The following is a 12,723-nucleotide window of genomic DNA, read 5'->3' on the forward strand; positions in this document are numbered from 1 at the left end:
TCGAACTCTGCCCGGAAATGATTCCCTACATCCCCAATGTACTCAGACAGGATAGATCCGTCTTGAGTCTAGGCTTCTTGCATCCTGAATTGCTGTTTAGCATCGAATTCATTGGCTGCAAAGTAGGGCGTTTCCGTAGATCGTGCTTCGAACCAAAAGCACGATAAGTCAAAACAAAACGGATTAAATTTAGAGGTATTAACCGTGAACCTAAAACTTGTCGGCAGCTCCCTGATCGTTGCAGGTACTGCTCTTGGCGCTGGTATGCTTGCTATACCAATGGTGCTTGCTCAATTCGGCCTCCTTTGGGGCACTCTTCTTATGCTGTTCATCTGGGCGGGTACCACTTACGCTGCGCTTCTTCTATTGGAAGCAAGCTGTAAAGCCGGTGGTGGCGTTAGCATGAACGCGATTGCTCGTGAAACCCTTGGTAAAGGCGGTCAGTTTGTTACTAACGGTCTTTTGTACGCACTGCTTGTTTGTCTTTTGATGGCGTACATCATCGGTGCTGGTGACTTGGTACAAAAAGTGACGGCGTCAATGGGCCTACCACTTTCTACTATTTCTAGCCAAGTTGGCTTTACTGTTTTGGTTGGTCTAATCGTATCGGCGGGTACCGGTGTGGTTGATAAGCTAAACCGTGGCTTATTCATCGGTATGATTGTCGCGCTTGTTCTTACGCTATTCTCTCTTGCGCCAAGCGTATCGTTTGAAGGTCTAAGTGAAGTCGTGAACGCAGACAAAATGGCATTGATCAAACAAAGCTCAGTTCTGTTCACAAGCTTTGGCTTCATGGTCGTGATTCCTTCTTTGGTGACTTACAACAAAGAAGCGAGCAAGACCCAACTGCGCAACATGATCATTGTTGGCTCGACGCTCCCTCTTGTGTGTTACCTACTGTGGTTGTTTGCAGTAGTGGGTAACTTGCCACCACACGAACTTATCCAGTTCTCAAACGTGTCTGAGTTGATCTCTGTTCTTGGTCAGCAGTACACAGGTCTTGAGTTCATTCTGTCTATGTTTACTGGTTTGGCACTGCTGACGTCTTTCTTGGGTGTGGCAATGGCGCTTTACGACCAAAATGCAGACCTTCTAAAAGCAAGTAAGCCAGTGGTATTCGTGACGACGTTCATTCTGCCGTTGCTTGGCGCGGTATTTGCTCCAGAGCACTTCTTAGCGATCCTTAGCTACGCAGGCATCATCCTTGTATTCCTAGCGGTGTTTGTTCCACTATCGATGACCATGAAAGTACGTCGTGTTCCTGTAGAAGACAACAGTGTGTACGAAGCTGGTGGCGGTGCGATGGGTATGAGCATGATCTTCCTATTCGGTTGTTTCTTGCTGTTCGCTCAAGCGGTATAAATCGACTTTACGAACACACAAATTGAATCTAGAAAGCTGCTTGTCTATAACTGGGCAAGCGGCTTTTTTGTACGGAATTGTTAGTGCTGCATCAGCGGTGTGTATGGCCTGACCGTTGCCTGATAAATCGTGATGATATTTGACCTTGAGATGAAACTGTCTCGCTACAGGCTGACATGGTTTGCGAGCTCTCTCTTTATGATGACTAACAAGTTATAAAGTAAAGGGGAACCGAGTGTCTAAGCGATTTTCTTTCACAGTCGTTGGAATGATGCTTTCTTTGGGGATGTTCAGTGCTGAAGTGATCGCACACCCTAAACATCACCACAAACACGGACATCATCACAAGCACAAACATAAGCATAAACACAAAAAGGTTGTGGTGGTGAAGCACAAGCGACCGAAGCATCACTACTACCATTACAAACACATTCCACCACGCAGCACCTATATTCAGATTGGCAATTTTACCTACCTAAAAGTGGATGACTTTTATTACAAGCGCTCGAAAGATCGCTATATACATGTGGTCTTGTAAGCAAACAAAAAAACAGCGAGCACTTTGGCTCGCTGTTTTGCTTGTTGTTTGATGAAGTTTGTTCTGGGTTAAAGAGGAGAAGTTAGACCGTAAAGCGGTTTAGAATCTCGTCTTGTTTACGAACATCTCCATGTTGGGCTTGCATTGCATCGTTGGTGCGGTTTGCTGAATCAGCAACTTGGGTCGACAGATCTTTAATGTTAACCGTGTTGTTGTTGATTTCTTCCGCTACCAAGCTTTGTTCTTCAGCTGCTGATGCAATCTGCAAATTCATGTCAGAAATACGTTGGATTGCATCGCGAATACGTTGCAGGGCGTCATTAGCGTGTTCTGCTTTCTCTACCGCTTCTACTGCGCTGCCTTTACTTTGGTGCATAGCGCTAGCCACAGAAGAGGCTCCAGATTGAAGCTGTTCGATCATACTGCGGATTTCGGTCGTGGATTCTTGAGTTCGCTGCGCCAGAGTACGAACTTCGTCCGCTACGACTGCAAAGCCGCGACCAGATTCACCTGCACGTGCTGCTTCGATTGCTGCGTTCAGTGCCAGTAGGTTGGTTTGGTCTGCGATGTCGTTGATTACTTTTAGAATCGTTTCGATGTTTGCCGTCGCTGATTCAAGACCTTGTACTTCCTCAACTGCTTGATCGATGCTGTCTGAAAGCAGGTTAATCGTCTCTGTAGATTCATTCACGATAGAAGAACCTTGCACCGTTGCATCATCTGCTTCTTTCGCTGCACTTGCCGCGCCTTGTGCGTTGTTAGCAACTTCTGTCGCAGTCACTGACATCTCGTGCATTGCTGTCGCCAACTGTTCAAGCTCTTGCAGCTGAGTTTGAATTGCAGAAGCAGAATCACGAGCGCCTTCAGCGGTAATTTGCGTACCACTTAGGATCTGATCAGAAATGCTCTTCGATTCGATTATTTGGTGCTGCAAGTTCTCCATAAAGGTGTTGAAACCTTTTGCTAGTTCAGAGAATTCTTGATCGGTATTGGTATCCAAGCGCTGCGTCAAATCGCCTTTGCCTGATGCTACAGCTTGGATTGCGGTGTTTAGCTCATCAAGAGGGCGCATCAAGGTACGGATAAGGATAGTCAGCGCGATAATAGAGGCAATAACGGCAATCAATGAGTAGATGATTGCGCTATTGCGCAGTGTGTCGATCGCTGAGTAAGCGATGCTCTCATCAACAACTGCACCTACATACCAGTTTTCACTTGGAATGTGGGTTAGGCTGACCATGAATTTGTCGCCGTTCATCTCTATGTGTTGAGCTCCTGGTGCTAGCTCTACTTGTGGTAGGTAACTTGATAGTTTCTCGCCGTTGTATTTGGCTTCTGGGTGCGCGATCGTCGTGCCATCTGCCGTTACAAGGAAAAGGTAACCCGCATCAAATAGGTTTACTTGGTTAACCAAGTCAGAAAGGGTGGTTAGCTCCATATCGTAAAACATGGCTGCGAGAAACTGGCCAGCTTCGCGCACTGGAGTACCGATAGAGATGATCACTTTCTTAGAAGAAACATCCACGTAAGGATCGGTGACAACAAGCTTGTTTTCTGCTTTTGCTGATACAAACCAAGGGCGAACACGAGGATCGTAATCAGGGCCGGCTTCCCAACCGTCGTCGTTTTCAATCACGAATCCGTTGCTGTCGTAAGCATAACCTATGGCCAAGAAGCTTGATTTTGGCATTGGTTTCTCTAGCACATCTTTCACGTAATCGTGGTCGCTTGGGTTAATTTCAATAATCTCAGTCATGGATTGAGCGAGTTCTTTCTTAGCGTTCATTTCCGATTCTACCGTGTTCCCCACACTGGATAGGATCTCACTCACGCTGGTATCAATGTTTTCTTCGATCTGTGAACGGATGGTCATAACTTGTTGTGTCGACAGCAACGCCACAGTCACAAGCAATAAAATAGAAGAGGCGGTGACAACCTTATGTCTGAATTTCATACTTTTCCCTCTCGAGTCTCCCGGCTGGTTTACTCTGCTTGTACCTCTTATTTGTTGGGTACATTCGGCAGAAGTGAACACACTATTGTGTTTGTTATTTTTGTTATCGACAGATTAATCAGAAACCTGAAGGTTAATTTCGACTTTGGTTATCAAAATGCGAACAAAAGGCGAGTTGTTTTATAAAGTTGTGAGATTGATCTTATTTGTTGAACCTCGCCATCAAACTGTTAAAAACATAAGAGTGGTATCACTGAGCCTTATAGAAACAAGTCTTATCTTGGGTGTCTAACTAATTTAAATAGATGAATTTGAAATGATATTTATAAGTTATGTATCAAAAATGAGACGTAAAGAAAGTGAGGGAAGAACCAAAGAATATGGTAAGTCTGAGCTAAGAAAACAAACTGATGTTACAAATACAAAAAAGGCCCCGACAGAGCGGAGCCTTTGTAAGATGCATGATTTTAGAAAATCAAATGAGCTATACCGGCAATAACTGGTAGCGTAATCAGCGTACGTAGAATGAAGATAACGAACAGTTCTACGATGTTTACTGGAATCTTACTACCTAGAAGCAGTGCGCCCACTTCTGACATGTAGATAAGCTGAGTAACTGACATAGCTGCAATCACGAAGCGAGTCATCTCGTTGTCGATTGATGCCGCTAGGATCGCTGGGATGAACATGTCCGCAAAGCCGACTACGATAGTTTGAGATGCTGCCGCTGCTTCAGGGATTTGTAGCAATTCTAGGTAAGGGATAAATGGCTGACCTAGGATTTCGAATACCGATGTGTATTCAGCAATGATCAGCGCAACAGTACCAAGACCCATAACCACTGGCAGTACGCCAAAGACCATGTCGATTGCGTTGTGTACGCCTTCTTTAAATACTGAGCGTACTGAAGTTACTTGACCAGCACGTTTCAGTGCGAGATCCATACCCCAAGAGAAAGTTGTGTGACCTGCAGGTACTGCGTCTGCGTCTTTCTTCGGCTCGCTGCCGTCCATGTAGCGGTCTTTCTTTAAGCTCAATGGTGGAAGGCGAGGAATGATGATCGCTGCGATAACACCTGCCAAACAGATTGCGCCGTAGAAAGGCAGGAATAGGTGCTCCAATTGAACCTGAGCAAGTACCACCAAGCTGAACGTAATAGATACTGCAGAGAACGTCGTACCTACAACCGCTGCTTCACGCTGGGTGTAGAAGTTGTTTTCATACTGCTTACTGGTTAACAGAATACCGACACTACCATCGCCCAACCAAGAAGCCATACAGTCGATAGCACTACGGCCAGGAAGGTTGAATACAGGGCGCATTACTTTACTTAGAAGTGCACCGAACAGTTCTAGTAGACCGAAGTTAAGTAGTAGAGGCAGTAATAGGCCTGCAAAAATAAATACCGCAAACAGCGTTGGTAGAAGACCAGTAAGCACAAGACCACCAGTGTTTTCTTCCCAAATCGCTTTTGGACCCACTTGGAAAAAAGTCATCAGCACAGCTGCGCCACCGATTAGGCGAACCATTAGCCAAAGTGGAGAAGGATTAAATAGGCCGTTCAAGAAACCATTACGTAGGATTGCTGCTGGCTTGAAAATTTTGCACAGAACAGAAGCTATAGCCATGAAAGCAACAATAGCGGTCACGATCGCAATTAAGGTATCGCCAAGAACCGCAGGAATGACTTTTGCCATTACCGCAACAGGGATTGTCAGGCCGCCATCGTAAGAGATTGGAGCCATGAAAAGTAGAAGACCGATTAGGGATGGGATGAAGAACATCCAAAAGTTGCCCTTAGGCGCTTCAGCAGCATTGGTGTTGTTATGCATTTTTTGTCTCGTGTTACTACTAGTCAATACTCGCCATATTCCATGACATAAATATTCACTAAACATCCGTATTTAATCACAGTGTACGGAGATTACCCGCAAACTGTATCCTTTGCAATACTATTCATTAAATACATCTAGTTATTCAGCCGTTTTTTCGGTCAATTGAATCAAAACTAGAATCTTGTATATGAATTTGTTGCTCGTGTTAGAAAATTGTAGCACGCAAGCCCCTCTGAGCAGCTTGTTAAACGGCACAGTGTGACCAAAGCAATAAAAAGCCTAGCAAATGTGATTCGGATCTCAAGGCGAAAGCGGTGTTTTCTCCCAGTAGTGGCACAATTTTTAAGGGATTAAAGAACAAATAGCTGAATTAGAGCTATCGAAGGGATTCGTTTAAAGGAGAAGGGGTAGCAGGGAGAGTATAAGAGTGACGGCTTAAGTCGAATGCTTAAACCGTCATATTACATTTAGGCTGTTTGATTACGATTGAGTAGGTACAAGTAGCACCAATATGCGATGGCGATAACAAATGCCAGAAGCGCAGGGAAGGCCAACGCATACAGTTCATAAACGTTAAACAAAGCCGCACCAGCAGTACCACCTAACAAGAAACCTAAAAAGATAAAGATGAACAGCTTGGCTTTACGTCGATCAAATTGACGGCCACGTAAGCTCTCTCCAATCATAATACCTAGGTCGGTAATGATGCCGGTCATATGCGTCGTTCGTACCACAGCGCCACTGAAGGTCGTGATCATCGCGTTCTGCAAACCACATGCAGCAGAGGCGAGGTACTGACCATATACATTGCCTTGTACCAAAAAGCCTAAGCTCAACAGTAGCAAGCTGCCTTCAATACAAAGTGCAACACCGTAACGGCGGCCAAGTTTGAGGGCGCTACTTTCAATAAAGAATCCGCTAAACGCAGAGCCAATTAAAAAACTGAATACAATAAAGAGCAGGTGGATGGTTGAGTCCACACCTGTTAGTAAGCTGTTCCCTAGCTGAGTTACTGTTCCGGAAAGATGCGTTATCGCTTGATGTTGAAAGCCGAGAAGACCCACGGCATTGACGCAGCCTGCGAGAAGAGCAAGCAAAAACGCGCCATATTCCACCCAACGAGGAAGTCTGGAAATCACAATAAAACCTCACCAAATGTTAGGAGCAGATTATAGCGCTCGTGGCGCGGAACGAAAGTACTTCTGCTATTACGCGGTTGATCATTCTCAATAAAGTCTCAACTTTTGTTGAATGTTCTGTCCGTATCGAGAGTTAATAAGCGTATCGAAAGTAAATAGACGAGTACTGTGTCATTGTTCTGATTGGGGCTGTTTTGTGCTTAACCAATGTGTTCCATGGTGCAATCAAAGCTTACCCAGCCGTGTTTTCGTTGTTCGTAAATAGAGACCGTTGGTTCTGCAAATTCTTTATTGTTAAACAAGCCCATCGGAATCACAGCGTAATCTGGTGCGTCCGACAAGAGTAAGCGCATGGTCGTACCGCACGCAGGGCAAAACTCGTATTGAACTTGATTGCCTGAATCGGCAATCCGAATGTAACTGGTGACCTCACCATCAAGGATGACTTGGTCTTTGTTGAATCGAGCTTGAACGCCGAATACGCTGCCAGTTCGCTTTTGGCATTCGAAGCAGTGACAGATAGAAGTGCGAATGGGCTCTGCCGTGCAACGCAGTTGGACTAAGCCACAGGCACACTCGCATGTGTGGGTGATTGTTGTCATCGTTATTACCTATTGGTTGCCCACCAAACAGTTTAGTTTAATTTTGAAACACTTGAGTCAAATCGAACGAGTAGGCGTTGAGGTCTTCACGGGGGAATTGGTATATACTCCGAACATAATTAAGAGAACAAGAACACAAGGAAGTCTTCATGGCTCGTAAGAGAATCCTACCAATCCCTCTCATTCTACTGATCCCAATCGTACTGTTAGCCGTGGTGATCATTGCGGGCATTTACCGATTTAGTCTGTCCGATGAAGAGATTATGGCGAAGTTTCCTCAAGCGCAGGCACAATCCAATCCTATCGTGGCCGAAGTTCTGGGGATTCAGTCACGAAATCCGTGGACGGTTCAAGTTCCTGAGCAAGGTGCGGTAACGTTTCTAGAAGATTGGGATAAAGAGAACGGCTTCCTAAAAGGTCAATACGACGCTGGCGGCACCAGAGGTGAAGTGCTGGTTCCTACCGAGTTTATTGCTCAACGCGACATCAATGAAACCCCTTGGATTGTCGCGCCGATGATTGTGACGACACAAGGCTCTGGGGCGTTTTATTACATCGGTTTGTTCAAATTTGATGCTGTGCCAAGCCGAGTAGTGCTATTGAACAGTGTTTTCATTGGTGACCGAATTCAGATGTCTTCTTTGAAGTGGGAGAGTGATACGCAAATTTCGCTTTCTTATCTTCAACATGGCGAAGATCAAGCGATGGCAGAACAACCAAATCAATTGAATTCAGCGACGCTTAAACGTGTAGGTAATAACCTACATATGCAACAGTAATGAATTTTTTTGTCTTCTGTAAAAAATAAGTGTTTTCTGCGCTAGATCTCGTAATTTCATAGTGATTTCTTATGCGGGAATGCATAAGCTATGAGCCTTGTTATAAAGGAGATAGTAATTCCCGTGTCTACAAATGAAATTACAACAAGACGGTTGCCGAATCTGACAAGTCGTAAAGCGCTACTGTTGTACTCCTTGCCAGTATTAGTTGCGATTGGTGTTTCCAACTCTCTCAAAGAGTCTTCCCTTACCAAAACCATCGCATTGAACCTGCCAGAATCGCAGGTTGTCGAAAATATTCTTGATGCGACAACAGCAGAAGTTGTCACTCCACCCAATTTTGAATACCAAATCCAGGCAGGTGATAACCTGAGTACCATTTTCAGCCAACTGGGCTTCGGCTACAGCTCGTTGATGAAAGTGATGGAAACGGATTTGAACTTCCTTGCTCTTGATACCCTGAAACCTGGCAACACATTGCGTTTTTGGCGTGATGAATCGACAGGTGAGCTACAAAAGATGGAGCTTCAGTTTTCCATTGCCGATAAAGTGGTTTACCACCGTAATGACGATGGCAGCTACGATTTCTCAGACATCTCAATCCCAGGTGTGTGGAAACAAGAGCCATTGGTTGGTGTGATTCGAGGCAGTTTCTCGTCATCTGCAAATCGCTTAGGCTTGAGCTCAGCTGAAATCAGCCAAGTAGTTAACCTGCTAAAAGAGCAAGTGAACTTCGGTAAAGATTTACGTGCTGGTGACCGATTCGAAGTGGTTCGCCGATCTCAAAGCATTGATGGCGTACCCACTGGCAAGAACGAAATAGAAGCAATCAAAATTTATAACCGTGGTCGTGAAGTTACCGCTTATCTTCATACCGATGGTCAATTCTATAACGCGAAAGGCGAGAGCCTACAGCGTGCCTTCCAACGTTATCCTGTCAGCCGTAGCTGGCGTATCAGCTCTGGCTTTAATCCGACACGTCTTCATCCTGTAACTGGCCGTGTTGCACCGCACAACGGTACGGACTGGGCTGTGCCTATTGGTACACCAGTAGAGGCGACCGGTGACGGTACTGTTATCATGACGCGTAAACACCCATATGCGGGCAACTACGTGGTGATTGAGCACGGTAGCAAGTACAAAACGCGTTACTTGCACCTTAGCAAGATCCTCGTGAAGAAAGGCCAAAAGGTTTCTCGTGGTCAACGTATTGGCCTATCTGGTAAAACAGGGCGTGTGACAGGTCCGCACCTTCACTATGAGTTGATCGAATACGGTCGTCCGGTGAACGCAATGCGTGCCAACATTCCTATGGCGAGCTCAGTGCCTAAGAAGGAAATGGCAAGCTTTGTCGCTAATCGAGACGAGATGGACAAACTGCTGAAAGACAAAGAAAAAGCAGTTTTATAAAATACAAAAAAGACCAAACATTGTTTGGTCTTTTTTATGCGCTTTTCACTTGTTTTTCGTTGATGATACTTATCAGTTCATTGACGTTGTGTGGCCTCGAATAGAAATAACCTTGGATATGATGGCACCCCATCTCTATCAGTTTCTGTAAGGCTCTGTCGTCTTCAACCCCTTCCGCGATCAAATCCACTTCTAACAATTGTGCTAATTGGGCAATGAGCAGCACCACTTGTTCTGACGTAGTGTTCGCCAACATATTTCTCACAAAGGTGGCATCAATTTTAATGCTGTCGATAGGGTAGTTATGGATGTAGTTCAGACTAGAATAACCCGTACCGAAATCATCGAGTGCAACTTTAAAGCCGAGATAACGAAGTGAGTTCAGAACCATCTGTTCGCGACCACTTTGCGATAATAAAACCGTTTCGGTGAGCTCAATAACAAAGTCAGTCGCTTGGTGATCGTATTTCTCTAAAATACGCGTCAAAAAGTTCATGTAACGGTTTGAATCAACCAGTTCGTGTGCCGAACAGTTGATAGAAAGCTTCACCTTGTAGCCAAGCTGTCGTTCAAGATCTTGTTTCGCGCGGCAGGCCAGTTCAACAATTCGCTCGCCCAGCTCTATGATCAACCCGGATTGTTCGGCTGCTTCAATAAACTCTACGGGAGAGACACTGCCGTAAACGCTGCTGTTCCATCGCGCTAGGATTTCAAAGTAATCCCAGCGATCACTGGTGATGTCCACAATCGGTTGAACGACGACGTACAACTCTTCGTTTTCATCGATACTCAAACGCAGCTGTTCGCGTAGTGCTTCAATCAATTGTGTTTGGCGATGATAGAGCGCACTTAAATGGGTGTCGTAGTGCTGTATGCGCGTATCCCGGTGCTTTTTACAATCTTTGAGCGCCAGGCTTGCATTGAGAATTAGGTCGTCACTGTTGAGCATATGGACAGGAGCACGAGCAATACCAATGCTGACCGTAAAGGAAATACGGTTGGATTTATCTGAATAACCCGCTTCAATTTTATCTAGAATTTCCTGACAAACCGCGACAGGGTCTTCGTCATAAGTGATGAAGGCAAACTCGTCTCCTGCAACACGGAACGCGTTATTTGGTGACGTTAAGCTCTGCTGAATCGCATTTGCGGTGAACTTGATAATTTGGTCGCCAATGTAGTTACCGTTAATGTCGTTGATCGATTTGAAATTATCGATATCTAAATAGGCGAGGCTAAAAGGGCGCGTTGCTTGTTGTGTGAGTGTTTCTAGTGTGTCTGCCAAGCAACTGCGATTGAGTAAGCCAGTGAGGTTGTCATGCGAGACTTCATAACTCAGTTGGTTAAGCAGTTTGTCAGAGCGTTCGCTGATCCATTTCTCTCTCAAGCTGTGGATGATCACGTTGGCGTAGAAACGGTGATGGAAGATAATCTCTTCGGCTTCAGTTTCACTGATGGAGTGGGTAAATGTTGAGACTAAGATCCCCAGCACTTCTCCTGTATGTGTTTTTAAAGGGAGTCCAATATAAGCTTGAATGCCGAGGTCTTGAAACATTTGGTCTTCAGGAAAGAGCTTGTAAACTTCATCTTGATAGAAGATGAGTTCACCAATGTCTTGTGCGACTTGCTCACAAGGTGTGCCCGCTAAACCATAGCAAATACTGTCCGCAATGGTTCCACCGCTAGAGTTAGAAAGCGTTACCGCACAATGTTGTAGGTGGGCTATCTCAACTACGCAAGTACAGTAGCTTTGAAATTGCTGATGAAGCTCAAGTGTTACTCTGTCGAGTAATGCGCTGCCATTGAGTTTCAGAATTTCATCAAGCAATTGGATACTGTTTTGTTCATGATCCATTGAACATTTCACCCGACGTTGTGTTTTGCCATATCGTGTTTATGTTGGTTTTGTTACACGATCTTTTCTCATTTAATCGATATGCATCACGTTAACTATTGTTTACTTCACGTGATTTTTCAAACTCAACAAGAGCATTATTAGGAAATTTCAACCATAGGGTTAGAGAGGATAGGAGTAACCTCTCATCAAAGTGGTAGTTCATAGAGGGAAGGGTATTAACTCTCTAGTACTGAAATCACCAGAGAGTCATGAGCTCAAGCGCGCTTTTCTTCTTCTAAACGACTCTTTAAATAGTCCAAGAAGAGCTGGGTTCGAGTATGCTGGTAATCGAGCTTAGGGTAATACGCATAGACGGTGGCTTCATCAGCTGTGATGTCTGGAAGAATCGGCACTAAGGCTCCGGATCTCAGGTCCTCTTTTATCATCACGTTGTTTGATAGCAAGATACCCATGCCACGTTTTGCGCCGTGAAACAGAGCTTCTGGATTAGTGGTAGCGAAATTCCCTGAAAGGCTAATGCGTTTCCCACGATTGGTCTTTATTTCTCTTACGGGTTTTTCACCCCAAATCAAAACGTTATGTTGTGACAGTTCTTCAACACTTTGTGGTGTGCCATGTTTGTCTAGGTAACTTGGCGCAGCATAAAACTGAGCCTTGTGTTCGAACAGAGGACTGGCTTTAAAGCTAAGCGAATTCAACTGCTCTAACTCGCGGCTGATGAACAAATCTAAACTGAGTTCAGGTATTTGACCAGGTAGGGTTGTGATCAATTGCAGTTTTATGTCTGGGTATTTTTCCAGAAAGTCATCAAGATAATGCACTAAGAACTTAGAGCCGACGGCAAGCGTAGCGCCAATTTTGAGGAGCCCTGCAGGAGATTGGTTAACGGAACGGGTTTCGTCGAGTACGGACTGCCAAGAGTCGAGTTGCACTTTAGCGCGCTCGTAAAACAAAGCGCCTGCCTCGGTTTGGCTAATGGAGCGCGTCGTTCGTTTTAGTAATTGGACGCCGATCTTATCTTCCAACCACTGGATGCGTTTGCTGATGGCGGAACTGGTGGTATTGAGTTTACGTGCTGCTGCATTGAAACTGCCTTCTTCAACAACGCGAATGTAGCTATTAACACTCTGTATCCAATCCATTCAATTCCATCCTCAGGGGAAATAATCCCTTTCCATTTTGGTTGATTATCATCTTTGAGTAACAAATATACACTGTCTGTCGTGAAACTGTCATGTTGTAAGGA

General features: G+C 45.0%; 10 protein-coding genes. 4 read left to right on the plus strand and 6 right to left on the minus strand.

Annotation, left to right across the window (positions count from 1 at the left end; genetic code table 11):
* The first annotated feature begins 204 nt into the window (after positions 1-204).
* Both QTO06_RS02405 and QTO06_RS02410 read left to right on the plus strand, forming a co-directional pair.
* Positions 205-1,362 carry an amino acid permease gene (locus QTO06_RS02405; protein WP_331406764.1) on the plus strand — a complete coding sequence of 386 codons (1,158 nt, stop codon included), beginning with the start codon at positions 205-207 and terminating at the stop codon, positions 1,360-1,362.
* Between the two features lie 235 nt (positions 1,363-1,597).
* Positions 1,598-1,900 (plus strand): hypothetical protein, encoded by a 303-nt coding sequence (locus QTO06_RS02410; RefSeq protein WP_331406765.1) that lies wholly within the window; start codon positions 1,598-1,600, stop codon positions 1,898-1,900.
* Positions 1,901-1,982: 82 nt separating this feature from the next.
* On the opposite strand, the gene QTO06_RS02415 is transcribed toward QTO06_RS02410, so the two are convergent.
* The 4 genes from QTO06_RS02415 to QTO06_RS02430 all read right to left on the minus strand — a co-directional run bounded on the left by QTO06_RS02415 (position 1,983) and on the right by QTO06_RS02430 (position 7,430).
* On the minus strand, positions 1,983-3,854 hold the full coding sequence (locus QTO06_RS02415; protein ID WP_331406766.1) for a methyl-accepting chemotaxis protein: 1,872 nt from the start codon (positions 3,852-3,854) through the stop codon (positions 1,983-1,985).
* A gap of 467 nt (positions 3,855-4,321) precedes the next feature.
* The gene (locus tag QTO06_RS02420; protein ID WP_005435537.1) at positions 4,322-5,686 is read right to left on the minus strand and encodes a YjiH family protein; all 1,365 of its coding nucleotides are present in this window, start codon (positions 5,684-5,686) and stop codon (positions 4,322-4,324) included.
* A 470-nt stretch (positions 5,687-6,156) separates the two neighbouring features.
* Positions 6,157-6,828 carry a YoaK family protein gene (locus QTO06_RS02425; protein WP_005435539.1) on the minus strand — a complete coding sequence of 224 codons (672 nt, stop codon included), beginning with the start codon at positions 6,826-6,828 and terminating at the stop codon, positions 6,157-6,159.
* 200 nt (positions 6,829-7,028) lie between these two features.
* Positions 7,029-7,430 carry a GFA family protein gene (locus tag QTO06_RS02430; RefSeq protein ID WP_331406767.1) on the minus strand — a complete coding sequence of 134 codons (402 nt, stop codon included), beginning with the start codon at positions 7,428-7,430 and terminating at the stop codon, positions 7,029-7,031.
* Positions 7,431-7,579: 149 nt separating this feature from the next.
* Between QTO06_RS02430 and QTO06_RS02435 the strand changes: the two genes are divergently transcribed.
* Together QTO06_RS02435 and QTO06_RS02440 are read left to right on the plus strand one after the other, a co-directional pair.
* Positions 7,580-8,209, plus strand: coding sequence for a hypothetical protein (locus QTO06_RS02435; protein ID WP_331406768.1), 630 nt, complete (start codon positions 7,580-7,582; stop codon positions 8,207-8,209).
* Between the two features lie 123 nt (positions 8,210-8,332).
* Complete coding sequence (locus tag QTO06_RS02440; protein WP_038895479.1) at positions 8,333-9,619, plus strand: peptidoglycan DD-metalloendopeptidase family protein; 1,287 nt, start codon at positions 8,333-8,335, stop codon at positions 9,617-9,619.
* 34 nt (positions 9,620-9,653) lie between these two features.
* On the opposite strand, the gene QTO06_RS02445 is transcribed toward QTO06_RS02440, so the two are convergent.
* Together QTO06_RS02445 and QTO06_RS02450 are read right to left on the minus strand one after the other, a co-directional pair.
* Positions 9,654-11,474, minus strand: a complete 1,821-nt coding sequence (locus QTO06_RS02445; RefSeq protein WP_331406769.1) for a putative bifunctional diguanylate cyclase/phosphodiesterase — start codon at positions 11,472-11,474, stop codon at positions 9,654-9,656.
* A gap of 257 nt (positions 11,475-11,731) precedes the next feature.
* The gene (locus QTO06_RS02450; protein ID WP_041056995.1) at positions 11,732-12,619 is read right to left on the minus strand and encodes a LysR family transcriptional regulator; all 888 of its coding nucleotides are present in this window, start codon (positions 12,617-12,619) and stop codon (positions 11,732-11,734) included.
* Positions 12,620-12,723 lie beyond the last annotated feature (104 nt).

This window comes from Vibrio sp. M260121 (assembly GCF_036533715.1).
Taxonomy (GTDB): domain Bacteria; phylum Pseudomonadota; class Gammaproteobacteria; order Enterobacterales; family Vibrionaceae; genus Vibrio.

What these genes read in the sequence shown, in the direction of transcription:
- QTO06_RS02415 (WP_331406766.1), bottom strand. Translation starts at nt 3,854, where the DNA reads ATGAAATTCAGACATAAGGTTGTCACCGCCTCTTCTATTTTATTGCTT.
- QTO06_RS02420 (WP_005435537.1), bottom strand. Translation starts at nt 5,686, where the DNA reads ATGCATAACAACACCAATGCTGCTGAAGCGCCTAAGGGCAACTTTTGG.
- QTO06_RS02430 (WP_331406767.1), bottom strand. Translation starts at nt 7,430, where the DNA reads ATGACAACAATCACCCACACATGCGAGTGTGCCTGTGGCTTAGTCCAA.
- QTO06_RS02435 (WP_331406768.1), top strand. Translation starts at nt 7,580, where the DNA reads ATGGCTCGTAAGAGAATCCTACCAATCCCTCTCATTCTACTGATCCCA.
- QTO06_RS02445 (WP_331406769.1), bottom strand. Translation starts at nt 11,474, where the DNA reads ATGGATCATGAACAAAACAGTATCCAATTGCTTGATGAAATTCTGAAA.
- QTO06_RS02450 (WP_041056995.1), bottom strand. Translation starts at nt 12,619, where the DNA reads ATGGATTGGATACAGAGTGTTAATAGCTACATTCGCGTTGTTGAAGAA.